Source organism: Photobacterium minamisatsumaniensis, assembly GCF_050336695.1.
GTDB lineage: Bacteria > Pseudomonadota > Gammaproteobacteria > Enterobacterales > Vibrionaceae > Photobacterium > Photobacterium minamisatsumaniensis.
In genome coordinates this window covers 36,670-61,625 of sequence record NZ_JAKJSI010000039.1, presented here as the reverse complement: position 1 = coordinate 61,625, position 24,956 = coordinate 36,670, and the positions used below count along the sequence as shown (strand labels likewise).

The 24,956-nt window shown below is 47.4% G+C and carries 24 protein-coding genes; 7 read left to right on the top strand and 17 right to left on the bottom strand.

Features of this window, described 5'->3' with window-relative positions; genetic code table 11:
• Positions 1-217: 217 nt before the first annotated feature.
• A complete protein-coding gene (gene hemE, locus L4D78_RS20400; protein WP_428468636.1) occupies positions 218-1,285 on the top strand; it encodes a uroporphyrinogen decarboxylase in 1,068 nt (355 codons plus the stop codon).
• A 99-nt stretch (positions 1,286-1,384) separates the two neighbouring features.
• Here hemE and L4D78_RS20395 read toward each other — a convergent pair whose 3' ends face one another.
• Positions 1,385-1,972 (bottom strand): uracil-DNA glycosylase family protein, encoded by a 588-nt coding sequence (locus L4D78_RS20395; protein WP_428468635.1) that lies wholly within the window; start codon positions 1,970-1,972, stop codon positions 1,385-1,387.
• A 14-nt stretch (positions 1,973-1,986) separates the two neighbouring features.
• On the bottom strand, positions 1,987-2,898 hold the full coding sequence (locus tag L4D78_RS20390) for a D-2-hydroxyacid dehydrogenase (RefSeq protein ID WP_428468634.1): 912 nt from the start codon (positions 2,896-2,898) through the stop codon (positions 1,987-1,989).
• 101 nt (positions 2,899-2,999) lie between these two features.
• Here L4D78_RS20390 and L4D78_RS20385 point away from each other — a divergent pair, with 101 nt between their 5' ends.
• Positions 3,000-3,587 carry a YjaG family protein gene (locus L4D78_RS20385; protein WP_428458434.1) on the top strand — a complete coding sequence of 196 codons (588 nt, stop codon included), beginning with the start codon at positions 3,000-3,002 and terminating at the stop codon, positions 3,585-3,587.
• Positions 3,588-4,061: 474 nt separating this feature from the next.
• Positions 4,062-5,378 (top strand): branched-chain amino acid transport system II carrier protein, encoded by a 1,317-nt coding sequence (gene brnQ / locus L4D78_RS20380; protein ID WP_428468633.1) that lies wholly within the window; start codon positions 4,062-4,064, stop codon positions 5,376-5,378.
• A gap of 62 nt (positions 5,379-5,440) precedes the next feature.
• On the opposite strand, the gene L4D78_RS20375 is transcribed toward brnQ, so the two are convergent.
• On the bottom strand, positions 5,441-6,496 hold the full coding sequence (locus L4D78_RS20375) for a CNNM domain-containing protein (RefSeq protein ID WP_428468632.1): 1,056 nt from the start codon (positions 6,494-6,496) through the stop codon (positions 5,441-5,443).
• Between the two features lie 229 nt (positions 6,497-6,725).
• Here L4D78_RS20375 and hupA point away from each other — a divergent pair, with 229 nt between their 5' ends.
• Both hupA and L4D78_RS20365 read left to right on the top strand, forming a co-directional pair.
• Positions 6,726-6,998: a nucleoid-associated protein HU-alpha gene (hupA, locus tag L4D78_RS20370; protein WP_428458437.1), complete on the top strand. Its 273-nt coding sequence runs from the start codon at positions 6,726-6,728 to the stop codon at positions 6,996-6,998.
• 41 nt (positions 6,999-7,039) lie between these two features.
• Positions 7,040-7,738 (top strand): DUF1481 domain-containing protein, encoded by a 699-nt coding sequence (locus tag L4D78_RS20365; protein ID WP_428468631.1) that lies wholly within the window; start codon positions 7,040-7,042, stop codon positions 7,736-7,738.
• Between the two features lie 103 nt (positions 7,739-7,841).
• Here the strand turns inward: L4D78_RS20365 and purD are convergent, their stop codons facing one another.
• Entirely contained in the window at positions 7,842-9,131 is a 1,290-nt protein-coding gene (gene purD / locus L4D78_RS20360; RefSeq protein WP_428468630.1) for a phosphoribosylamine--glycine ligase, read from the bottom strand.
• A gap of 205 nt (positions 9,132-9,336) precedes the next feature.
• Positions 9,337-10,929, bottom strand: coding sequence for a bifunctional phosphoribosylaminoimidazolecarboxamide formyltransferase/IMP cyclohydrolase (purH, locus tag L4D78_RS20355; protein WP_428468629.1), 1,593 nt, complete (start codon positions 10,927-10,929; stop codon positions 9,337-9,339).
• Between the two features lie 198 nt (positions 10,930-11,127).
• On the opposite strand from purH, the gene zntR reads away from it, so the two are divergent.
• Positions 11,128-11,592 (top strand): Zn(2+)-responsive transcriptional regulator, encoded by a 465-nt coding sequence (gene zntR / locus L4D78_RS20350; RefSeq protein WP_428468628.1) that lies wholly within the window; start codon positions 11,128-11,130, stop codon positions 11,590-11,592.
• 206 nt (positions 11,593-11,798) lie between these two features.
• The gene (gene ppnP, locus L4D78_RS20345) at positions 11,799-12,080 is read left to right on the top strand and encodes a pyrimidine/purine nucleoside phosphorylase (protein WP_428468627.1); all 282 of its coding nucleotides are present in this window, start codon (positions 11,799-11,801) and stop codon (positions 12,078-12,080) included.
• Positions 12,081-12,140: 60 nt separating this feature from the next.
• On the opposite strand, the gene L4D78_RS20340 is transcribed toward ppnP, so the two are convergent.
• The 12 genes from L4D78_RS20340 to L4D78_RS20285 form a co-directional block, all read right to left on the bottom strand.
• A complete protein-coding gene (locus L4D78_RS20340; RefSeq protein WP_428468626.1) occupies positions 12,141-12,656 on the bottom strand; it encodes a fasciclin domain-containing protein in 516 nt (171 codons plus the stop codon).
• A 215-nt stretch (positions 12,657-12,871) separates the two neighbouring features.
• Complete coding sequence (gene fis, locus L4D78_RS20335; RefSeq protein ID WP_005372656.1) at positions 12,872-13,168, bottom strand: DNA-binding transcriptional regulator Fis; 297 nt, start codon at positions 13,166-13,168, stop codon at positions 12,872-12,874.
• A gap of 22 nt (positions 13,169-13,190) precedes the next feature.
• The gene (gene dusB, locus L4D78_RS20330; protein WP_428468644.1) at positions 13,191-14,156 is read right to left on the bottom strand and encodes a tRNA dihydrouridine synthase DusB; all 966 of its coding nucleotides are present in this window, start codon (positions 14,154-14,156) and stop codon (positions 13,191-13,193) included.
• Positions 14,157-14,320: 164 nt separating this feature from the next.
• Positions 14,321-15,205 carry a 50S ribosomal protein L11 methyltransferase gene (prmA, locus tag L4D78_RS20325; protein WP_428468643.1) on the bottom strand — a complete coding sequence of 295 codons (885 nt, stop codon included), beginning with the start codon at positions 15,203-15,205 and terminating at the stop codon, positions 14,321-14,323.
• A gap of 112 nt (positions 15,206-15,317) precedes the next feature.
• A complete protein-coding gene (gene panF, locus L4D78_RS20320; RefSeq protein WP_428468625.1) occupies positions 15,318-16,775 on the bottom strand; it encodes a sodium/pantothenate symporter in 1,458 nt (485 codons plus the stop codon).
• The gene (locus tag L4D78_RS20315; RefSeq protein ID WP_428468624.1) at positions 16,768-17,049 is read right to left on the bottom strand and encodes a YhdT family protein; all 282 of its coding nucleotides are present in this window, start codon (positions 17,047-17,049) and stop codon (positions 16,768-16,770) included. Before L4D78_RS20315 ends, panF begins: the two co-directional genes overlap by 8 nt.
• Positions 17,050-17,243: 194 nt before the next feature.
• The gene (gene accC / locus L4D78_RS20310; RefSeq protein WP_428468623.1) at positions 17,244-18,587 is read right to left on the bottom strand and encodes an acetyl-CoA carboxylase biotin carboxylase subunit; all 1,344 of its coding nucleotides are present in this window, start codon (positions 18,585-18,587) and stop codon (positions 17,244-17,246) included.
• Between the two features lie 12 nt (positions 18,588-18,599).
• Entirely contained in the window at positions 18,600-19,055 is a 456-nt protein-coding gene (accB, locus tag L4D78_RS20305) for an acetyl-CoA carboxylase biotin carboxyl carrier protein (RefSeq protein ID WP_428468622.1), read from the bottom strand.
• Between the two features lie 20 nt (positions 19,056-19,075).
• Positions 19,076-19,531 carry a type II 3-dehydroquinate dehydratase gene (gene aroQ, locus L4D78_RS20300; RefSeq protein WP_428458452.1) on the bottom strand — a complete coding sequence of 152 codons (456 nt, stop codon included), beginning with the start codon at positions 19,529-19,531 and terminating at the stop codon, positions 19,076-19,078.
• Between the two features lie 522 nt (positions 19,532-20,053).
• The gene (gene acs, locus L4D78_RS20295) at positions 20,054-22,003 is read right to left on the bottom strand and encodes an acetate--CoA ligase (protein WP_428468621.1); all 1,950 of its coding nucleotides are present in this window, start codon (positions 22,001-22,003) and stop codon (positions 20,054-20,056) included.
• 268 nt (positions 22,004-22,271) lie between these two features.
• Positions 22,272-22,901 (bottom strand): 3'-5' exonuclease, encoded by a 630-nt coding sequence (locus L4D78_RS20290; RefSeq protein WP_428468620.1) that lies wholly within the window; start codon positions 22,899-22,901, stop codon positions 22,272-22,274.
• A gap of 47 nt (positions 22,902-22,948) precedes the next feature.
• A complete protein-coding gene (locus L4D78_RS20285) occupies positions 22,949-24,754 on the bottom strand; it encodes a DUF294 nucleotidyltransferase-like domain-containing protein (RefSeq protein WP_428468619.1) in 1,806 nt (601 codons plus the stop codon).
• Positions 24,755-24,956: the final 202 nt, after the last annotated feature.

Here is a 24,956-nt window from a genome sequence, read left to right as displayed (position 1 = left end):
CTCCGAAAGGAGGGGTAAGGTGCAGTTATTTTGCTTTCTGGAAGCAAAGTTATTGTTATTATTACTAGCGCGCAGATTTTGTACCATGAGAGCCCTAGTGGCCGCAAATATGGTGATATGATTGTTGCTATAAACTTGATCCGGTTAACAAATGGGCACTTTTGTTGTCCGCCGAGAGTGATACAATACGCCGCAGAATTAATCCATGGAGTCCCCAATGAGCGAATTAAAGAATGACCGCTATCTACGTGCTTTACTAAAGCAGCCGGTAGACTGTACGCCAGTATGGATGATGCGCCAAGCAGGTCGATATCTGCCAGAGTACCGTGCAACCCGTAGTGTAGCCGGAGACTTTATGTCGCTGTGTAAGAATGCTGAACTCGCGAGCGAAGTAACATTACAGCCGTTACGCCGTTTCCCGTTAGATGCCGCTATCTTATTTTCAGATATTTTGACTATCCCTGATGCGATGGGATTGGGATTATATTTCGAAGCAGGCGAAGGGCCGAAGTTTGAACGTCCAATCACTTGTAAGGCTGATGTGGATAAAATCGGTTTACCGGATCCAGAAGGTGAGCTGCAGTATGTAATGAATGCAGTTCGTCAAATCCGTAAGGATCTACAAGGCGAAGTGCCTCTTATTGGCTTCTCTGGTAGCCCATGGACACTTGCAACATACATGGTTGAAGGTGGTAGCTCTAAAGCATTCACTAAGATCAAAAAGATGATGTATGCAGAGCCTGCGACGTTACACCTGTTGCTTGATAAGCTGGCTGATAGCGTGATTGAGTACTTGAACGCTCAAATTAAAGCTGGCGCGCAGTCTGTGATGGTATTTGATACTTGGGGTGGTGTGCTGACACCGCGTGATTACAATGAGTTCTCGTTGCGTTACATGCACAAAATCGTTGATGCTTTGATCCGTGAAAACGAAGGTCGACGTGTTCCTGTGACTCTATTTACCAAAAATGGTGGTATGTGGCTAGAGCAAATCGCAGCAACTGGCTGTGATGCTGTTGGCCTAGACTGGACCATTAACATTGCGGATGCGAAGAAGCGTATCGGTGATAAAGTTGCCCTACAAGGCAACATGGATCCATCAATGCTATACGCTCAACCTGAACGTATTCGTCAGGAAGTCGCCACGATTCTTGAAGGTTACGGTGACGAAGGTACAGGTCACGTATTTAACTTAGGCCATGGTATTCACCTTGATGTACCGCCTGAAAATGCCGGTGTATTCGTTGAAGCGGTGCATGAGTTATCTAAGCCTTACCACAAATAAAACTATTTGTAGGCTCTTCGGTTCTTAGCTCCGAGGAAAAGCATTATGAGCCCATACAGTTTACTGTGTGGGCTTTTTTGTGAGTGAAACATTCGCTTTTTATTGAGATAAATGCTGGTGGACGTACTCGCGTATGTAAGGCACCACATCTTCTTCAAACCACGGGTTTCTCTTTAGCCATAAGGTATTGCGGGGAGAAGGGTGGGGCATGGGTATGTACTTCGGTGCCCACTGACGCCACGCTCTCACCGTGTCGGTCAGCGTCTTGGGTTTGTTTGCTAGGTAGCGTTGTTGAGCATATTGACCTATTACTAGCGTCATACCGATATTGGGCAGCAATGGCAACACCTGTGGGTGCCAGTGCGGTGCGCACTCTGGACGTGGAGGCAAATCCCCAGACTTTCCTTTCCCTGGGTAGCACAAGCCCATCGGCATGATCGCGATTTGATTGGGGTCGTAGAAGGTCTCCGAGTCTAAATCGAGCCAGCGGCGTAGGCGATCACCGCTTGGGTCATTCCAAGGGATCCCAGTTTCATGCACTTTTGTACCCGGTGCTTGGCCGATAATCATCAGCTTCGCACTGCTTGCTGCTTGAATAATTGGTCTTGGCCCCAACGGGAGGTGATCTTGGCAGATCGAGCACTGGCGAACTTGATCGAGCAGGTTATCAAGTTGTTGCTTGGTCATGGTTGCCTTCCGGTTTAGTAGCCGCGATCAAAGTCTATTTGGTAGCATAGTGGTTGTTGAGCTACCCAGCGGGTATAGTTTTCAATAAAGATAGTCATTACCTGCTCTGGAAAGCTCTCTGCGGCGATATGTGGTGTGACCGTAATATTCGGATGCAGCCAGAACGGGTGGCTCTTAGGTAGGGGCTCCTGCTTGAATACATCAAGAATTGCATGCCGAATAGCACCACTGTTAATGGTCTCGAGCAACCCCTGCTCACAGATGGCATTCCCCCGACCAACATTGAACAGTAACGTATTGCGGCAATGGTTTAAGCTTTTACCATTTAGGAGGTTATCAGTCTGATCAGTGGCAGGGAGGGTTGAAACCAATACATCTGCTTGGCTGAGTGCTTCTGTGAGTTGTTCAAGGCGGTAGATCGAACTAAAAGCGGTACATGACGTTCCGCCCGAGCGGTTCACACCGATAACATGCATCCCCATGACTGCAGCCACTTGAGCTAAGTGGCTTCCGATACTCCCCGTACCGAGGATCACCATGGTTTGACCTGCAATGGTGCGGTAGGGCTTGGGTTGCCAGTTAATTTGAGTTTGCTGCTTGTGGTAATGGCTAAAGTGACGACTGTGCTCAAGGAGTTCTCCAATCACATATTCGGCGATAAGTTGACCGAAGCAACCCTTGATATTGGTTAGCGCATAATTTTGGCGCAGGCCGGGTTGGGTGAGGGCATCTATTCCGGCAAAGGTTGATTGTAGCCAGCGCAAGTTAGGGTATTGATCAAGTTGGCTTACGATCTTTGGGGGATCGGCTAAAATAATGGACGCCAGTTTAGGATCTTGAGTGAGTTCAAGCGCTGGCAGTTGTGCTTTTATCAATAAGTTTTCGTAGATCGCCTGTTGGCGCGAGACAACCAAGACTTTATTCATGTTTTTTCCTTTGACTCGACGGTTTTATCCTTAGTTCACATGTTGAAGTGGCTGGGGGATACAAGTAAGATCCGGGTCAAACCACTATTGCAGACTATTCCATGCTAAAGAATCCTGTTCAGCTTCGTGTAGAAAAACTAGAACCATGGCAACACATTACCTTTATGGTTTCCCTTTGTGAAAGAATGTACCCGAATTATGCGTTCTTTTGTCAGGAAACGGAGTTTGCCAATGAGCAAAAATACCGCTCTATTTTGGATAGTATTTGGGAAATCCTGACAGTCAAAACGGCCAAAATTAATTTCGAAAACCAGTTGGAGAAATTAGAAGAGCTAGTACCAAGCAGCGACGATCATGATCTTTATGCAGTTAACCCTGCGATTGATGCGTGCGTTGCGCTGGCGGATTTACTGCATGCGATGCTTGATCGTGATTTAATGGTTGAAACCCTAGAAAAGATAAGCTCTTTGTCAGCAGAAACAGTTGCAGATCTTGAATTTGCACAGACTGGAATTGAGATCACCAACGAAAACCAAAAAGAAAATGAAGCCATTTGTGCTGAGTGGGATATGCAGTGGGCGATTTTCCGTGCTCTGAAAGAAGCAGAGCGCCGCGATATTGAGTTGATTAAAGACTTACGCCAAGAGTTACGAGATGAGCCTGTGAGTAATATTGGTATTGAACTATAACGTACTGAAATGAAGAGAGGAGCCTTTAGGCTCCTTTTTTTATCGCTATATCTTCAAGCATTGTACTTGTTACTTTTAGGTTAAGTTAATTAATCCGATTTTTGGTTTAAATTCGAAGCTAAATATCGATAATCGTGTGAATATCGGTTTTTAATATTTATATTCTTTTGTGGGTTGTTTTCTTATTCGGTGTCCGTTTATAACAAGTGTTGTTGAGAGCCAAGTGGCTCTGTCTTTTTTGACCTGTTTTAGAGTAGGAATGAGCGTGATTACATTAAAGCCTCATAGTATTGCGAACACCAATAGCCGATGTGCTATTGCGTCTAGCCTTCTCCTCCTGCTCTCTCTGAATCTCGTTCGGGGCTGACAGGCCATACTTTTTTCTGTCAGCTTGTGATGAAGCTGACAGGTCTAAATCTCCTTGTATTTTCCCCTCTCTGTTTCCTCCAAGCTGAATGCTGTTCGAGGAATATTATGTTAAGCATACGCAATATCGCCGCTTTGGGCTTCATGACGTTCGCCATGTATTTAGGGGCTGGAAACCTTATTTTTCCACCTTTTCTTGGCTATCAATCCGGAGGTAATGTCTTTAGCGGGATGGTTGGTTTCTTGCTTACAGGGGTCGGGTTACCTGCTTTTGCTTTGGTTATGGTGGCGCTGGTAAAAGGCTCCGATAACCTGACGTCAATGTTACCTCAATCATTAGCGACCAGCTTTTGGGTATTAGTTTTCATTGTTATTGGCCCTGCCTTTGTGATCCCCCGTGCGATCACGGTTGCTTATCAGTTTAGCTTTGCCCCATTTTTAGGTGATAGCGCCTTGTTGCCATTTACGCTGGCTTTTTGCTTAGTGACGGTAGGGTTTTCGCTGTACCCCGGTAAATTGATTAACAGCTTGGGGAAATGGCTGACACCTGCACTGTTGGTGATATTAACCATCATGGCGATTTTTGCTTGCGTGTTTCCTGGCGGGGAGGTGTTAGAAGTCAAAGGTGCTTATATCAATGGTGCGATGGCGGAAGGGCTAACCCAAGGCTACATGACAATGGATGCTTTGGGTTCCATAGGCTTTGGTTGGGTGATCTTTCGAGCAATAGAAAGCATGGGGGTTAAATGCCCGAAAGCGACCGCTAAATACACCTTAATCGCGGCGATGATATATGCAGTCGGCATGGCATTGGTCTATATCGTTTTAGCTTACATTGGTGTGACGAGTGCCAATTTAGGCACTGACTTTTCTAATGGTGGAGAAATACTAACAGCATTTACCACCTTTCATTTTGGTGTGCTTGGTACGCTGTTGTTGGGTAGCGTTATGCTATTGGCCTGTTTGACCACGTCAATTGGGGTGGCAACTGCCGGCAGCGAATTCTATAGCCGTACATTTTCAGCGGTGTCTTACCGGAAAAGTGTTTGGTTGACGATGCTACTTGCGGGGGTTATCGCAAACATGGGGCTGGAGCAGTTGCTAGCCATCACATTGCCAGTGGTCGTCGCCCTTCATCCAATTGCGATAGCGCTTTTATTGATAGCCCCATTACAAAAATACATTTCATCCCGTGCGGTGCTTGGGGTAATGCTGGTTGCAACGGTATTTGGCGCGATGGATGCGGTGCATATCCTAGGGTACATGCCGACAGAAATGAATGATTTTTATGCCTCCTATTTACCGCTGTATAACGAATTTGCGGGATGGGTTACCCCAACGGTTATTGCGATAGGGTTAGGATTAATGCTCTCGATGCTAGTTGGGCGTAATGCTTCTTCTGGCAATGCCACCATCAGTGATTGAGTGATTTAATAAAAAAGGGGCGAAACGCCCCTTTATGGTATGAATTGATTTAACGATAAAAATTATTCGTCGTCTTTGCTCTCGATGACGCCATGCGTTTTTTTCCAAGCCTCCCAGCGTTGGAACGCCAGCTGCTGCATATCGGTATTTTTATCGGCTTCATCGACAATCTCTTCGCCAACGAGGCTTTCAAAGATGTCTTCCATCGTTACCAAGCCTTGTACTGTGCCGTATTCATCAACCACCAAAATCAGCTGTGAGCGCTCTTTCATGAGTTGCTCGAAAGCTTTTGGTACGCTCGATGTGTTCATGATCACAGGTAATGGGCGCATCAATGTCCCTAATTCCTGCTGACCACGACCAGCTTGGCTTTCGGCAAACAGTTCAAGGCGGTGAACAAAGCCAAGTATATTGTCTTTTTGCTCGCTATATACCAGCGGGCGCGAAAACGGACTGTCTTTGTGTTTCGACAGAAACTCGTTGATCGGCTGCTCGGCCTCGATACGGAACAACACTGGGCGAGGTGTCATGATTTTGTTCACGTTTACATCACGGAACTGGAGCAGGTTGGTCATAATTTTTGATTCACCTTCAGCCAGCTCGCCAGACTCTATTGCCAGCATCGCCATCGCAGAGAGCTCATCGCGTAATTTAGGTGCCTGATGACCGCGTGATAGCCGGCGGGTAATTTGCTCTGACACCCAAACAAACGGTGTCAGTGCCCACACCATCCAACGAAGCAATGAAGCTGAAGCCGGTGCAAGCTGTCGCCAGTAGGTCGCGCCAATGGTTTTGGGAATAATTTCAGAGAACAGCAAAATCGCGATCGTTAGCACGCCGGAGAAAACCCCGAGCCATTGACTACCGAATACAACAGCGGCTTGAGCACCCGCGGTTGCGGCACCGATAGTATGCGCAATGGTATTTAGCGTTAGGATCGACGCCAATGGGCGGTCGATATTATCTTTTAGGGCTGCGAGGCGCGGTGCCGCAGGGTGGTTTTGTTGGCGCAAAGTGCCAATGTAGCTTGGGGAAATACTAAGTAGTACGGCTTCAAGAACCGAACAAATAAACGAAACACCAATCGCCACGGCGATGTAAATCGTAAGGAGTATCATGCTTACCTTGTTAGCTGTTAACGGGATTACAGCTATATTAATCGGGGAACGAGCGAATAAATACAACTATTTCATCTGTGATATTAGTAACATTTTGTGAACTTGCGCTCAGTTTATGGTTAAAGAGTCCTCACCTAAGCACATGATTGCCGACAAACCTTTGCCACACGGGCTTCTTTTGAATTAGAGTTGATGCGTCTATAAAGAAAAACCTTAGAAGGGAAAACGAATGAACAAGACCCAACTGATTGACCTGATCGCTGAAAAAGCAGATCTTTCTAAAGCTCAAGCAAAAGTTGCACTAGAGTCGACTCTAGACGGTATTACTGATGCGCTGAAAGAAGGTGAGCAGGTTCAACTAATTGGCTTTGGTACTTTTAAAGTGAACCACCGCGCTGCACGTACTGGCCGTAACCCACAAACGGGTCAAGAAATCCAGATCGCTGCTGCAAATGTTCCTGCATTCGTATCAGGTAAAGCACTGAAAGACGCAGTGAAATAATCTATACTCCGCCAGGCATCTCTTATCTGGCGGAGTTTTTCATGAAACGCTTATTGACTATTCTTACCATCTCGCTTTTAGCTGGGTGTGCTTCTAATCCGACTGTTCCTGAAAATACCCTTACGCCAATCTTGACCCATACTGGCGGTCAGAGTCTCGGCGATACCACTTCACTTTATTGGTTTACCTCGCAGCAGAATCGTCCTGTGAAGCTTGCTGAGCGTGTCATGGCCGGAGATTATGGCCACTATCAATCTGATTACCGTTGGCGCGATGGTAAATTAAGAGAAATTAAACGCGAAGGGGAAATGCTCGATGAGCAAGAGCTTAAGCCTTTTGCTTTGCATGTACGCTATGACACTCGGGGCAGCGCGGTATTTCAGCGCTATAGCGTAGGGAATGAAGTGATCCCGCTAACCAATGCTGAACTCGACCAGCTGCTTGATGAAGCTCGGCAAGGCACGAATGCCGTGAGGCAGCAACGTAGAGACGATCAGTCTTTGATTCAAGGTTATTGGCGACAGGGGGAGTTTTACCGCTGTGGTGATGATCGAAAGCTTGATGTGACGTTTAGCCCAGCACTTCCTGACTTTTCAGTAGAGCAATTGAATGAGCTTGAACAAAAAGGGTACATGATGGTGACTGGTAAGGTTCGCCGCAATTCGCTAACAGCAAGTCGCTTGCTCATGCTCAATAATACCCAGCCAGCCTGTCTTGGGGCGCCATCTTTGCTGGATTAAGATCAGGGGCACCGAAAAAGTTAACTGTGCTTTCAGTCAGGCTTTCAATAAAAAAACGCGCCACGGGCGCGTTTTTTTATTAGTAGGGCAGAAGTTGAAACGTTTATGCCTCTTGTTCGCGCTCAATGGCACGGTAACCGATGTCATTGCGGTGGAACATACCATTCCAGCTAACTTGCTTCGTTAGCGCGTAAGCACGTTCCTGAGCCTCAGAAACCGTGTTACCCAATGCCGTTGCACAAAGTACACGGCCGCCGTTTGTCACAACGTCGCCAGCTTCGTTATTTGTGGTACCCGCGTGGAAGACTTTCTGGCCTTCAACTTCGCTAGTTGGTAGCGAAATAACATCGCCTTTTGCGTAGTCAGCAGGGTAACCGCCAGCAGCAAGAACAACGCCAATAGAAGCGCGTGGATCCCATTTAGATTCGGCTTCATCAAGCTTCTCGTCGATAGCCATCAAACAAAGCTCAACAAGATCCGACTCCATACGCATCATGATAGGCTGCGTTTCAGGATCGCCAAATCGGCAGTTATATTCGATGACTTTCGGTGTACCGTCAGCATCGATCATCAAACCCGCGTATAGGAAGCCAGTGTAAGGAGCGCCTTCTGCATCCATACCACGTACTGTTGGGTAGATAACTTCCTCAAGGATACGGTTGTGGATTTCTGGAGTCACAACTGGAGCTGGAGAGTAAGCACCCATGCCGCCCGTGTTAGGGCCTGTGTCTTTGTCGCCAACACGTTTGTGGTCTTGGCTGGTGGCCATAGGAAGTACGCTAGAGCCGTCAACCATCACGATGAAGCTTGCTTCTTCGCCTTCAAGGAACTCTTCGATCACTACGCGGCTGCCCGCTTCGCCAAATGCGTTGCCCGCTAGCATGTCTTTGATTGCGTCTTCGGCTTCTTCAAGCGTCATTGCAACGATAACGCCTTTACCTGCGGCAAGACCGTCAGCTTTCACGACGATTGGCGCGCCTTGTTCGCGTACATAAGCGATAGCTGGCTCAATCTCAGTGAAGTTTGAGTAGTAACCTGTCGGGATATCATGACGAGCTAGGAAGTCTTTGGTGAATGCTTTAGACCCTTCTAGCTGTGCTGCTGCTTGAGTTGGACCAAAGATTGGCAGGCCTACTTCGCGGAATGCGTCAACCACGCCAATAACCAATGGCGCTTCAGGACCAACGATGGTTAGTTCGATTTTTTTCTCTTGAGCAAACGCGACTAACCCCGCGATGTCTTCAACGCCGATGTTTATGTTCTTAAGTTTAGGCTCAAGTGCAGTACCTGCGTTACCCGGAGCGATGAATACGGTTTCAACGTTTGGGTTTTGTGCTGCTTTCCAACCAAGTGCGTGCTCACGACCACCGGCACCAATAATCAATACATTCATGTTTTAAAATCCTTATAGCTGCGTCAGTGTCTTTATTTCTGTGTCAAACATGCTCACTTATGGTCATAAGCTCCGCGTGTTTTCCTTGAACTAAAGCCACTGACTTGCTCTAACGTATTTCAAATATCGGAATATTTAAAAAACAAAATTATAAGTTTTGCTCAAAGCAGTTAACGACGCCACAGTGCCAAATACGATGAGGAAATTAGTGGCGGAAGTGGCGCATGCCAGTGAAGATCATCGCCATGCCGTGTTCGTCGGCTGCATCAATCACTTCTTGGTCGCGCATCGAGCCGCCTGGCTGGATAACACACTTAATACCAGCTTCTGCTGCAGCATCAATACCATCACGGAATGGGAAGAATGCATCCGACGCCATCACACAACCTTCAACTTGAAGACCTTCGTCAGCCGCTTTAATACCTGCAATTTTTGCTGAGTAAACACGGCTCATTTGGCCCGCGCCCACACCAATAGTCATGTCACCCTTAGAGTAAACAATTGCGTTTGATTTAACGTATTTTGCTACTTTCCAGCAGAATAGTGCATCTTTCAGCTCTTCTTCTGTTGGTTGACGCTTAGATACTACTTTCAAGTCGTCAGCAGAAACCATGCCTTGGTCACGATCTTGAACCAGTAGGCCGCCGTTAACGCGCTTGACGTCAAAGCCTGTTGTCTTCGCTGACCATTCGCCACACTCAAGTAGACGAAGGTTTTTCTTAGCGGCAACGATTTCAACGGCCTCAGCGGAAACAGAAGGTGCAATGATAACCTCAACAAATTGACGTTCCGTAATTGCTGTTGCTGTTGCTGCATCTAATTCGCGGTTGAATGCGATGATGCCGCCAAATGCTGACGTTGGGTCTGTTTTGAAAGCACGGTCGTAAGCTTCTAGGATGTCTTCACCTAGCGCAACGCCACATGGGTTTGCGTGCTTAACGATCACACAGGCTGGTTCGTTAAACTCTTTCACACACTCAAGTGCTGCGTCAGTATCAGCGATGTTGTTGTAAGACAGCGCTTTACCTTGGATTTGACGAGCTGTTGAAACAGATGCTTCTTCTGGGTTTGCTTCCACATAGAATGCGGCTGCTTGGTGGCTGTTTTCGCCGTAGCGCATGTCTTGCTTTTTCTCGAACTGCTGGTTGAATGTGCGAGGGAATTTGCTTTCCTCATCACCTTCTTTGTTCTCGCCGTAGCTTGGAACCATTGTGCCGAAGTAGTTTGCGATCATGCCGTCGTATGCTGCGGTATGCTCAAATGCAGCAATCGCTAGGTCGAAACGTGTCTCTAGCGTTACAGACTTGTCGTTAGCATCCATTTCAGCAACAACGCGGTCGTAGTCGTGTGCGTTTACCACGATAGTGACGTCTTTGTGGTTTTTCGCTGCAGAGCGAACCATTGTTGGACCACCGATATCGATGTTCTCAACAGCGTCAGCAAGCGTGCAGCCTTCTTTTGCTACGGTTTCAGCGAATGGGTATAGGTTTACGACAACGATATCAATTGGGTTGATACCGTGCTGCTCCATGATGCCATCATCTTGGCCACGACGGCCTAGAACACCACCATGAACTTTAGGGTGCAACGTTTTAACTCGGCCATCCATCATTTCAGGGAAGCCAGTGTAGTCAGATACTTCTGTAACAGAGATGCCTTTTTCAGCAAGCAGGCGAGCTGTGCCACCGGTAGATAGAATATCTACACCACGATCGGCAAGAGCTTGTGCGAATTCAACAATACCAGTTTTGTCTGACACGCTAATTAGCGCGCGGCGGATAGGACGAGTGTTTTCCATTGCAACCATCTCTTTATATACACAGGGGAATATTTGCCAAAACCCAATCGTAAATAGGCTAGATTTTGGTAAATACTCTCGGCTAGAATCGAGGGATAAAGTGTATCGTTATCGTGATCTACGCGACGTATTTTACATTAATTTCAGCATTGCGCAAACGTTTGCTTTTGTTTGTGCCATCGAAAAAGAAAGGTCGATATGTATTTAATAGGGCAACTGGCAAAACGGTGTGAAGTAAGCAGCGATACCCTACGTTTTTACGAAAAAAATGGCTTACTCGTGCCTGCGGGGCGCAGTGATAGTGGTTATCGACTGTACAGTGAGGATGATCTATCGCGGATTAAATTTATTATCCGTGCAAAGGCGGTTGGTTTAAGCCTTGATGAGATTCGTGAGCTATTAGATATACGATTAGAAGCGAGCCAGCATAGTTGCGCAGAGGTTAAGGCCATAACCCAAGCTAAATTGGCGGAAGTCGATATGAAAATGGCGGAGTTGCAACGCATTCGTGATGCGTTGAAAAAAATCAATGATGCCTGCTGTGGCCATGCCGATGATAACGCCAGCCACTGCTCGATTCTTGAGGCGTTAGGAGAGCAAGATAGCCATTCAGAGCATGAGGCCTCTGGAGCCCAATGCTGTTCTGGACGCTGCAAAGCATAAACCGATGAGCCTCCCGCATCCCCTTTAGGTATATAGCATCGATGAGATAGGTGCTACTTAGTGCTTTGAACCCTGCTTCGTGAGTGGCTATTGGGTGTCGACATTCTGGTCTTTAGAAATGAGACAAAGCGGGATGCTTTTCACTAGGGAAAGCTAAATAGTTATGGTAGTTTCGAAGTATCACGTTGTTATTGATAAGGATAATCATGCTTAAAGTGAATGAATATTTTGATAGCCAAGTAAAATCGATCGGCTTTGAAACCTCTGGCGAGCGTACCAGCGTGGGTGTGATGGCACCGGGGGAATATACCTTCGGTACAGCTGCCCCTGAGCGTATGACGGTGGTAAAAGGCGAGTTGACGGTGAAACTACCGGGTCATATTGATTGGGAAACCTATGGTGCTGGTGATGATTTTGAAGTACCGGGTGATTCGTCATTCGAGGTTAAAGTTGAAAACCCAACCGCTTACCTGTGCGATTATCTTTAGTCTTTTTAGATCTACCAGATAAAAAGCTTCGCTGATGCGAAGCTTTTTTGATACTGGCGACTATTCCTCGGCTGGGATGAGTACCGTATCTACAATGTGGATCACGCCGTTGCTGGCTGGAATATCAGGGATCAGTATTTTGGCGCCATTAATGGTGATATCGCCATCGTTATTCTCAACTGTCACCGTGCTGCCTTGGATGGTTTCAGGTAGCTTTAACTTCGCAATTTCTTCTGCGGTTAATGCACCGGGAAGAAGGTGGTAGGTCAGAACGGCTTGGAGCTGTTCCTTATTCTCTGGGTCAAGCAGTTGTGCTAACGCTCCTTCAGGTAGCTTCTCAAAAGCTTCATCAAGTGGGGCGAGTAAGGTAAATGGCCCTTTTCCTTCTAGGGTACCCACTAAGTCAGCAGCTTTCAGTGTCATAACAAGTGTTTGGAAATCGCTATTGTTGGCAGCAACTTGCACTAAGTTTTTTTCCGCTTTTTCGGCTTTTTCTTCATGGTGGGCAGCCAAACTGGTGGCTGAGATCAGTAAGGTTGTTATAGAGATGAAGAGATAACGGATAATGTTGTTCATTGAAATGACCTTCTGTTTGAGAGTAACAAAGCAATCGCGTATTCAGAAAGACAGTATGGCTGAGGAAGAGAAGTTGGCGACTTCAATAATGAGAACGGAAACAGAGGTATGTGTGAGGGCTTTTTCAGCGTATGGGTCTAGCGATACAGTGAATTGAGGCTATAAAAAAGGCCTGATAGTCATCAGGCCTAAGTATTTGTGCGTAAACTAAATACTTAGTTCATGCCATATTTTTTTAGTTTCTTGCGAAGAGTACCGCGGTTGATACCCATCATAGTAGCTGCACGAGTTTGATTACCGCGTGTGTACTGCATGATAGTATCCAGTAGTGGCTGCTCAACTTCAGCAAGCACTAGCTCGTACAGATCATCGACTTCCTGACCGTTTAACTGAGCCAGGTAGTTTTTTAGCGACGCTTTTACAGAGTCACGTAGTGGCTTCTGTGTGATTTGGTCTTGTGAAGTTACAGTTGTCACTGTTAATGCTTCGGAAGTCAGATTTTGTTCGAACATATTCTGTAAGCTCTTCTAGTATTTATGCAACGTTTTCGAAGTAGCCTTGCAGCGCATCGAGTTGCTGTTGGGCATCCTCGATAGCGTTGAAGGTCTGGCGGAAGCCACCTGCTGGTGCGTGTTCTTTCAAGTACCAAGACACATGCTTACGAGCAATGCGTAACCCAAGATACTCACCGTAGAAACGGTGTAATTCATGAACATGACCCAGCATAATGCTACCAACCTCATCCATAGATGGTGCTGGTAGGTGTTCGCCAGTTGTTAAGTAGTGGTGGATTTCGTTAAAAATCCACGGGCGACCTTGCGCAGGACGTCCAATCATCAAAGCATCGGCACCGGTGTAATCCAGTACAAAGCGTGCCTTTTCCGGTGAGTCGATATCACCGTTCGCTATAACCGGAATCGAAATCGCTTCTTTCGCCGCTTTGATGTAATCGTATTCTGCCTCGCCTTTGTACATACAAGCTTTGGTTCTGCCATGCAGTGCCAGTGCTTGAATGCCACATTGTTCGGCTAGTTTGGCAATATCAACACAGTTTCGGTTATCCAGATCCCAACCTGTCCGCGTTTTCAGCGTAACGGGTACATCAACAGCATCTACTACTGTGCGAAGAATATCTTCGATCAGTGCTGGGTGCTGTAGCAGGGCGGAGCCTGCTAGGCGTTTATTGACCTTTTTAGCGGGACAACCCATATTGATATCGATGATTTGTGCACCGTTTTCAACACTAAATTGTGCCGCTTCAGCCATCAGCTTGGGATCTGCGCCTGCAATTTGCACAGAACGGATCCCTGACTCGCCTTCGTGAACCATACGGTTCTGAGATTTGGCGGTTTTCCACAGGTCTGGATTCGACGACATCATCTCGCTAACAGCCATGCCAGCACCGTAGCGCAAGCATAATTCACGAAATGGCCGATCGGTCACACCTGCCATGGGTGCGACTATCAGTTGGTTCTTAAGTTGATATGGACCGATCTTCAAACGTCTATTCCTGACTATGCCAGTAAGGGCGCGCATTTTACGCATTTTTTCCCTTCGTGAAAAGACCAATAATTGAGCATTTCATTTTTGAATTGCAAAAATGTACGTTTTTCAATCAATTGGCTAATTCATAAACAGAAAATTTCTGTTTCTAGGTGCTAGTTTTACGCTTTATTACCCGCGATACGGCACCAGTCTTCACGTACTGCTAGTGGGTCAAGCGTTAGCTCATCACTGTAGTATGTCGCGACGTCTTCAGCTTGCGTTTCTAGTACGCCAGAAATCGCTAATTGGCCACCGTCTTTCACTAGGCTTTTAATCACAGGCGAAAGCTCACGTAATGGCCCTGCTAGGATGTTGGCAACCACCACGTCGGCCTGAATGTTTTCAGGTTGGTTCTGTGGTAGGAATAGCTCTAGTTGATCAGCCACGCCATTACGCTCTGCGTTGTCGCGCGAGGCTAAAATGGCTTGCGGGTCAATATCAATACCGATCACTTTCGCAGCACCAAGTTTGATAGCGGCAATGGCTAAAATGCCAGAACCACAGCCGAAGTCGATCACGGTTTTACCGTTTAAATCTTGTCCGTCTAGCCACTCAAGACACAATGATGTCGTTGGGTGTGTACCTGTACCGAAAGCCAACCCAGGGTCTAACATGACATTCACTGCGTCAGGCTCAGGCACTTCACGCCAGCTTGGGCAGATCCATAGACGACGACCGAAGCGCATAGGGTGGAAGTTTTCCATCCATTCTCGTTCCCAGTCCTTGTCTTCTAATTGCTCCACTTTATGGGCAAAGCCGTCAGCAATCAGCGGGCTGTTATTCAACATGTCCAAGACGAAATTCATATCGGTTTCAGCATCATACAGACCGATAACATCGGTATCACCCCAGAGGCGGGTTTCACCCGGCAGCGGCTCGAATACTGGTGTATCTTGGGCATCCAAGAAAGTGACTGATAAGGCACCAGTTTCTTCCATAAGCATGTCGCCGATAGCTTCAGCATTTTCAGCAGTTGCGTTCAGTTTAATTTGAATCCAAGGCATGGTTAGTTCGCTTTTTGGTTGACTACGGTTCAAGGGGGCGGAGTCTAGCATGATTTTTAGCCAGTATAAAAAAAGATAGCACTCTGGGGTGCTATCTTTCGGCTGAACAAATTTAAACGTGTTGCGGGGAAGGGAGCCGCACGGGTTTCGCTAGGCTACCGATGATGAACGTAATAAGTCCGATAGCCAGTGTTGGCACAATGGCGTGAATACCACCGAGGTCGGGTTTGATAACAGACAGGCCGATATAGCACAGCAAACCACTGACCATGGAAGCAAGCGCACCTGTTGCTGAGGCTTTTTTCCAATATAGTCCAAGTACGAGCGGCCATAAGAATACGGCCTGCATACCACCAAAGGCCAATAAATTGAGCCAAATAATCATTTCTGGCGGGTTGGTTGCAGCGACAAACACCAAGGCTGAGAAAATCCCAGTTACCCATAATGAAAGCTTGGATAATTTACTGTCGGCGTTTGGTCCTTCAGCGGCTTTGGGGTTGATGTAGTTGAGATACAGATCTTTCAACAGCGTTGCAGAGGCTTGAATGAGCTGTGAGTCGATGGTCGACATAATGGCAGCCATTGGACCCGCCAGAAAAACACCAGCAAAGGCTGGCGGCAGTACCGTCATCATCAAAGTTGGCATGATTTGATCAGGGCTGGCAATATCAGGCACGATAGCCCGTCCAAACGCCCCTGCAAGGTGCATTCCGAGCATTAGGAAGGCAACCATCGCGGTGCTAATCACCATGCCGCGATGGAGCGATTGGGTTGATTTGTACGACATGCAGCGTACCGCGGCATGTGGTAATCCAATGACGCCAAAACATACCAAGACCCAAAAACTGAGCATGAAGGGTTGGCTCAGGAAATTATCAGGGCCATAGGGCGTGATCAATGCTGGATCAATTTGATGAAGATCGCTGATCAACGTGCCGACACCTCCACCAGCATGAACAATGCCGACCAACAGGGCAATGGTGCCGATGATCATCATGACCCCCTGAACGGTATCGGTCATGACCACGGCACGGAAGCCACCGATCGTGGTGTATAAGCCGACAGTAATGGCAAATAGCATTAAGCCGTGAGAATAAGAGAGGCCCGTAACGGTTTGTAATAGGCGAGCACCGCCAACAAACTGCACCACCATGGTGCCGAAAAAGGCCAGCAGTAACGCGACTGAAGCAAGGATAACGACCGCTCTATTTTTGTATCGAGCATACAGAATATCATTGAGGGTTAAGGCATTATGACGCCTTGCCTCGATGGCGAATTTTTTGCCGAGTACGCCGAGAGTTAGCCATGCTGCAGGGAGTTGGATCATGGCCAATAAAACCCAGCCAAGCCCCATTTTATACGCGGCGCCAGGCCCCCCGATGAATGAGCTGGCACTGGCATAGGTTGCCGCCAGTGTCATTGCCAGTACGAACCCGCCCATACTGCGGTTACCCACCAGATATTCGTTGAGGAAGCCGCTTTCGCTGTTACGGTGGCGGCGGGTGTAAATGGCTAAGGCAAAGACGGCCATAAGATAGATCACCAACGGGATCAGCAGCTGACTATTCATCGGTAGCCTCCGGCTCTATTTCAAGTGACATATCTTGATAGACGTATTTCACCATTAAAGCGCAGAGTATGGTGAATAGAATTGGGCCAATAATACAGGCAAGGAAGAACCACAGTGGAAAGCCCCAATAGAGGGTAGGTAATATTTCTTCGGCGGCAGATGGTGCAAACATATAGGCAGAAAAATACCACCAAGCGAAATAGGCCAGAGCAAGGCCGATTGCCCATTTGGCCTCTTTATGAGCCTGACGGTAGCGCGCAGAAAGCGTTTTCATGGTGTCGTGTCCAGTGAATTTAAGCAATTGTGCGTGCAAGCTATTGATTTTGCATGCAACGCTGATTCTTCATACAAATAAGGGAGGATATTGTGGCAAAAGTTAGCAGGGAGTGCCAGATGCAGAGGGTTTTTGTCGGGTTTGATATAAAAATAGGCTGCCGAGGCAGCCTATTTATCTGAAAAGGACTTTGCTTATTGTAAGCCGAGTTTCTTTTCTAGGTAGTGGATGTTCGCACCACCATGCTGGAAGTTCTCATCAGCCATGATTTCTTGCTGAAGCGGTACGTTGGTTTTGATGCCATCAATGATCATCTCACCCAGCGCATTCTTCATACGAACAATTGCCACATCACGGTTTTCACCAAAGGTGATCAGTTTACCGATCATGGAATCGTAGTACGGCGGAACCGTATAGCCGGTGTAGATGTGTGATTCCCAACGAACACCCATACCACCAGGTGAATGGAAGCGTTCGATCTTACCTGGACAAGGTAAGAATCGCTCAGGATCTTCAGCGTTGATACGACACTCTACAGCGTGGCCGCTGATCTTGATATCGTCTTGGGTGAAAGACAACGGTTGGCCTGCGGCAATACGGAGCTGCTCTTTGATCAAGTCAACGCCTGTAACCATTTCAGTCACTGGGTGCTCAACTTGAATACGGGTGTTCATTTCAATGAAATAGAACTCGCCGTTTTCGTATAGGAACTCAAACGTACCTGCGCCGCGGTAACCAATTTCAAGACATGCACGTGTACAACGTTCACCGATGTACTTACGCATTTCTTCAGTAATACCAGGTGCTGGTGCTTCTTCGACCACTTTCTGGTGGCGACGTTGCATTGAACAGTCACGCTCACCTAAGTGGATTGCCCCACCTTGGCCGTCAGCCAAAACTTGAACTTCGATATGACGAGGGTTTTCAAGGAATTTCTCCATGTAAACCATATCATTGTTGAAGGCGGCTTTTGATTCAGCACGGGTCATTGCGATAGCTTCGATCAGATCGGCTTCGCTACGAACAACACGCATACCACGACCACCGCCACCACCAGAGGCTTTGATGATCACTGGGTAACCAATGCGCTTAGCAAAGGCTTTGTTCTTACCTTCGTCGTCGTCAAGAGGGCCATCAGAGCCTGGTACACAAGGTACACCCGCTTTTTTCATCGACGAGATAGCTGCTACTTTATCACCCATAATACGGATGGTTTCAGCTTTTGGGCCAACGAAAACAAAGCCAGAACGCTCAACTTGCTCAGCAAAGTCAGCATTTTCTGATAAGAAGCCGTAGCCAGGGTGAATGGCAACAGCCCCTGTAATTTCAGCTGCGCTGATAATACGTGGGATGTTTAGGTAGCTTTCAGTACCTTTTGCTGGGCCAATACAGATTGACTCATCAGCAAGCAGTACATGTTTTAGATCGCGGTCAGCCGTAGAGTGAACCGCAACGGTCTTGATACCTAGCTCTTTACACGCACGTAAAATACGCAGTGCAATTTCGCCTCGGTTGGCAATAACTAATTTATCTAACATAAAAAGCCCCGGTTACTCGATGATAACTAGCGGCTGGTCGAACTCGACTGCGTCACCGTCTTCAGCAAGGATAGCCACAACAGTACCGGCCTTGTCTGATTCAATTTGGTTCATCATTTTCATCGCTTCAACGATACATAATGTATCGCCAACATTAACTGATTGACCAACTTCAACAAATGCTTTTGCCTCAGGGCTTGGTGCACGGTAGAAGCTACCCACCATTGGAGAAAGAACCTGATGGCCAGCAGGTGCTGCTGGAGCGGCAGGTGCCGCCATTGCCGCAGGTGCTTCGACTGGTGCAGCCACAGGCGCGGCAACAGGTGCTGGTGCATATTGTACTGGTACTGCAGCTGGTGGCACGGCACGGCTGATGCGTACAGATTCTTCACCTTCAGAGATTTCAAGTTCAGCAATACCAGACTCTTCAACTAGCTCAATCAGTTTTTTGATTTTACGAATATCCATTTATCTTTCTCTTATAATGTTTATTTAGCGTCTGCTTGTAGGCGGCGAACCGCAGACTGCAGGGCGAATTCATAGCCATCAGGGCCTAAACCACAGATCACACCAACAGCCTTATCTGAAAGATAAGAGTGATGACGGAACGGCTCTCGAGCGTGGACGTTAGATAGATGCACTTCAATAAACGGAATACTGACCCCCAGTAGGGCATCTCGGATCGCAACGCTTGTATGCGTAAACGCGGCCGGGTTGATAATGATGAAATCAACGTTGCCATAGGCATTGTGGATTGCATCGATCAGTGTATGTTCTGCGTTTGATTGGATGTGTTCTAGTTCCACACCTAGTTCAGTTGCTTTGGCAGTTAAATGCGTCACGATTTGGGCCAGAGACTGCTGGCCGTAATGTCCCGGCTCTCGTAAACCGAGTAGGTTTAGATTCGGGCCATTAATGAGTAATATGCGTTGAACGGTCGACATCTTGACGTTATATCACTTGTTTTTGAGGTTTTACTCTAACAACATGCAGAAAACTGCAGCGTTGCTTCCGTGTGGTCCGTTTTTATCTGCCAAAACATGCTTGATGAGCAATTATAGAGAATTCACCGCAAATCGCAGCAAAATACTGGTCTAATCACCAATTTTAATATGAACACCTGTAGAAGGTGATGGATGACAGAAAAAGTGACGAGTTGGCAATTACCCTACAAGAATCAGCCTTTGAGCATGGTGGTTAGCTACCATTACAGGATAAAAGCGGTCATATTTTCTTATTCTTAAAGGCATGGTTTGCAGTCACCATGACCTTTTTTAGGCTATTTCGAACAGTCAGTACCGAATTTTGAGTGCTCGAGGTTGGAGCTGATTTTATTTATTCGGGTGCAAAGTCATCATGCTTGAGCGATGTCGGTTAGACAATAGCAACGTAAATTCGGAGTGTAACTTTTAGCGGTTGATCAAAAAAGCCGTCTCACGACGGCTTTTGAACACTCTAATACTTAATTAAAGTACTTTTTGTTTTTCGGCAATCAGTTTGTCGACCACGCTTGGATCGGCAAGGGTTGATGTATCACCAAGGGTTGCAGTGTCGCCTGTAGCGATCTTACGTAAGATTCGGCGCATAATTTTCCCTGAACGAGTCTTTGGTAGAGCCTCTGTCCAATGCAAGAAGTCAGGTGTTGCAATCGGGCCAATTTCTTTACGCACCCAGTTTTTCACTTCTTTATGCAATTCGGCACTTGGGATCTCGCCATCATTGAGGGTGATATAGGCGTAGATAGCCTGACCTTTAATATCGTGAGGTACACCGACAATCGCGGCTTCCGCTATTTTATCGAATGCGACAAGGGCTGATTCAATTTCAGCGGTCCCCATACGGTGACCCGAGATATTCAGTACATCATCGACACGACCAGTGATCCAGTAGTAGCCATCTTCATCACGGCGAGCACCGTCACCCGTGAAATACATGCCTTGGAAGGTTGAAAAGTATGTTTGCTCAAAGCGCTCATGATCGCCCCATAGTGTACGCATCTGGCCTGGCCAAGAGTCGATCATCACTAGGTTACCTTCTGTTGCGCCGTCGAGAATATTCCCCATATTATCAACAATGGCAGGTTGTACGCCAAAGAATGGGCGAGTGGCAGAGCCGGGTTTCAAGGCCGTTGCGCCAGGAAGCGGTGTGATTAAGATACCGCCCGTTTCTGTTTGCCACCAGGTATCAACGATTGGACAGCGGCTGTCACCAATGGTGCGGTGATACCATTCCCATGCTTCAGGGTTAATCGGCTCGCCGACTGAGCCCATAACACGTAATGACGAGCGACTTGTACCAGCAACGGCTTCATCACCTTTAGCCATCAGAGCACGAATGGCGGTTGGAGCCGTGTATAGGATATTAACTTGGTGCTTATCAACTACTTCGCTCATGCGGCTGGTTGACGGGTAATTTGGTACACCTTCAAACAGTAGGGTGGTGGCACCGTTTGCCAGTGGTCCATAAACCAAGTAACTGTGGCCTGTGATCCAACCAACATCAGCAGTACACCAGTACACCTCACCTTCTTGGTAATCAAAAACATGTTTGAAGGTCATGGTCGCGTAGACCAAATAGCCACCTGTGGTATGCAACACACCCTTAGGTTTACCGGTTGAACCCGAGGTATAAAGAATAAACAGAGGATCTTCGGCATTCATTGCTTCTGGTTCGCAATGGCTTGAAGCAACGGCGGTAGCATCGTGCCACCAAACATCACGCTCGCTGTTCCATTCAACGTTGCCGCCTGTGCGTTTTAGTACCAGTACTTTTTCAACGCAGGTGACGTTAGGGTTTGCAAGGGCATCATCGACATTCTTTTTCAGAGGCACCGCGCGACCAGCACGTACGCCTTCGTCTGCGGTTACCACTACTTTGGCGTTAGAATCAATAATACGGCCTGCGAGTGCTTCTGGTGAGAAACCACCAAAGACTATAGTGTGAACGGCACCAATTCGGGTGCAAGCCAGCATCGCGACTGCCGCTTCCGCAACCATAGGCATGTAAAGGCAAACAACATCACCCTTACGCACGCCTTGGCTCTTTAGTGCATTGGCAAATTTACATACTTCTTCATGAAGCTCGCTATAGGTCAGTGTGGCATCGTCGGTTGGGTCGTCGCCTTCCCAAATAATCGCGGGCTGATCGCCTCGCGTGGCAAGATGGCGGTCAAGGCAGTTTGCTGAGACATTAAGTTCGCCGTCTTCAAACCAGTTAATGTTGACATGCCCAGTATCGAAAGACGTGCTCTTTACTTTGGAAAATGGGGTGATCCAATCGACAATTTGCCCATGCTCACGCCAGAAACCCTCTGGATTAATCACTGATTGCTGATACATCTCGCGGTATTGCTCATCAGTAATGTGTGCGTTAGCGGCAATGTCCTGATTTACTGGATACACGTGAACTTCACTCATCCTATTCTCCTTGATGTTCCGTTTTTGTCCTTACTGGACCGGATTATTCTGTATGCAGGTTTATTTTGCTTGCGTAGTACTAACTTCCAATAGATCGAAGCCAGTCTCAATTAGACTTTAGGATGAGAGGGCGATAAAAATAGCCAAGTGATTGTTGTTGCAGTGAAGTTTCAATCAAAAACTTGCACTTAGCCAAGGGTTTGATTCTTGAACAACACAATGAAACGCTGTTGTCCGTAAAAATGAACGACAGCAAGTTTGGTTGCTTTTAGCAAGTTCGAACCGATGGGCTTGGCATGTCACCGTGCTTGAGCCGAACGTAAATCATCGCTGCGGTAATCGTATCTTGCAGTGCGTCATGACGCGGAGGGACGGGTAAGTCGAGGTGGCGACTTATCGCCTCAAGGCTTAAGTCGAAATAAGCATTGGGTAACTGGCGCTCTAATTGTTCGTGATAAAGGTGGCTGACTTCGACCATTTTATTCGGTAGCGAAAAACCGTAATGCCGACGGAAATAGCGGTCGAGGATCGTTTTATCATAGCGGATGTGGTAACCGACCAGAGGCCGATTACCGATGAAATCGAGTAGTTTTTCTAACGCCTGCTCTTCGTTAAGGCCTTGATTGAGATCTTGATGGCGGAGGCGGTGGATGGTGACGGAGCCAGCATCTAAACTCGCCGGTGCGCGAAGCGTTAGGTGAATGGATTGGCTGGTAAGGATCCGATTCTCCTGTATACGGGTTGCTGCAATCGTGACTAATTCAGCGCTGTGCGGATCAAGGCTGGTGGTTTCGCAGTCGAGTGAGACAAGCTCTTCGCCTTTGTAGCGATCAAAGAGGGGACGGTAAGGGCTGTACCTTAATTTATGCTGATACCACCAACGCTGTAGAATATTCATAACGGCTTCTGCCTTAAATGATGAGTAAGAATGGCCAAGGGAGTTGCTTAGTCTCGAATTTGATAGTGGTAGCCCAGCCACTCTTTAAATTTTTTAACAACGTGTAGGCTATGGCGAAGGAGGTCGCGATCAGGACGGCTGAGGCGTTCGACGTAAATATGCTGCTGAAGGCCGCCTGATGGGTGATCAAGTTGTTGGCGTAGGCGTAATTTGATGAAGAGTTTGAGTGCTTCACTAAGGTTGGAGCCAGTACTGGGCTCAAGTACTTTACGCTCGACGAGCTGTTCAATACGCTCGAACGTGTTGTTGTGTTCGACGTTGTGTTCGAGAGCTAACGCGCGGCAGCCATGCACAATTGGGAAAATACCCCCTTGCTTGATATCTAACCCGTGTTTGTTCGCTTTTAGTTTGCCAAAGAGCGAAAGCGGTACGCTGAAACGTAATACTGGCCGAGTGAATATGGTGAGTAGGCGCTCTTGTGCAATCATTTGTTGGTGGAGTTGTTGCTTGATAGGAACCAATAATTCGCGGTTACCTGCGACAGCGTGGCTGTCGGCTAAAATGGCCAGCTCCATCATGTCGGTATCATTTCCCCGAGATATTAAGGCCTTTATAGTATGTAACCACTCACTTTTATGTTTGACCCATTTGGGGTTGTTGACCATGACATTACCGGGGCAAAGCGGGTAGCCGAGCTTATTTAGGGTTTCGGTTAAGGCGTGCATGGTTTGTGAGAGTGTGGGCCACTCGACACCGTCGTCGAGGATCAAGGCATTGTCTTGATCGGTTTTTAAGATTTGCTCCCCACGCCCTTCAGATCCCATGACCACAAAACAGCAATGATCATGCATGACTTGCGGCACGATAAGTTGAAAGGCTTTTTCGATAATCTGTTCATTGACGGTCGCGATAAGTTCCATGACAAACCGGGTATGAATGCCGTTGTTAAAGAGTGTTTCGACCAGTCGAGATTGGCTGCTTGCTGCCAGCGCCAGTTCTTCGACAGAATTAGCGCGAGCGATACGCAATGTTAATACATGGGAATGCGTCGAGAATAAGCTCAATACTTGGGTTAAATCGAGCATACCGACAATGTTACCCTCGTCGAGCACCGACACCCGTTTTACTTTGTGGCGAGTCATGGCAAGCATGGCATTGAACAGGTAATCCCCTTTTTTGACGCTGATCACAGGGGCGGTTGCGACTTGTCCGACAGCGGTGGATGGCGAAAGGTCATCGAGCATCGTGGCATGGAGTAAATTGGTTCGGGTTACAATGCCATAAGGGTGGTTGTCGTCGGCTTTGACGAGTGCGGCATCCATGCCCATGGCTTGTAGTTGTTCAGTAACCGCTCGCAGTGAGGTCTCACGAGGTAATACAAGGCAGGGTTGAATGCTGTCGTCGTCAACTTTTGTCAGGATAAATTCAGCTAAATTTTGTTGGCGATGCGCCTCTTCTAGCAATTGCTGTCGGCGAGCAAGGTTACTTTCAAAGTAGGCGGCAAATTGTCCGTTGGCTTGGTATAGCGTATTGAAGACGTCTTTGGGGAGCAGATAGCACAACGTGTCTTCAAGTGCGGTATAGCGGTGGCGACATTGTGGCTCAAGCATCGCCCGCACATCAAATATGTCATCAGCGGTATAATGGGCATAAACTTCGCCATCCCCTACAGCGCTACTTTCTTCGACGCTGCCTTTAATGATGATAAATAATTGATGGCATGACGTATCGGCTTCAATCAAGGAATCCCCCTGACGATAATAAGCGACATCCAACGCCCCTACTAAGGTTTGAAGTTGAGTCGGGCTCAGGCGATCAAATGGGGGCAGCGAGGTGTCGAAGGTCTCTGACATGATGCTCTCCTGAGTAAGGTGAAAGGGGGGATTGAGTTATGACAGTGTCCGCTGGTTATCATCAAAGCTCCAGACGACTTTAGTCTATGCCGTATAGCAAGGTGAAAGGGTGTCGTGCTGATGGTTAAGAGTAGGAGAGGTGATATTGATAGATTAATTCATTGGGGCTGTTGTGAGTTATAGGCATAATAGGCGCAATTAT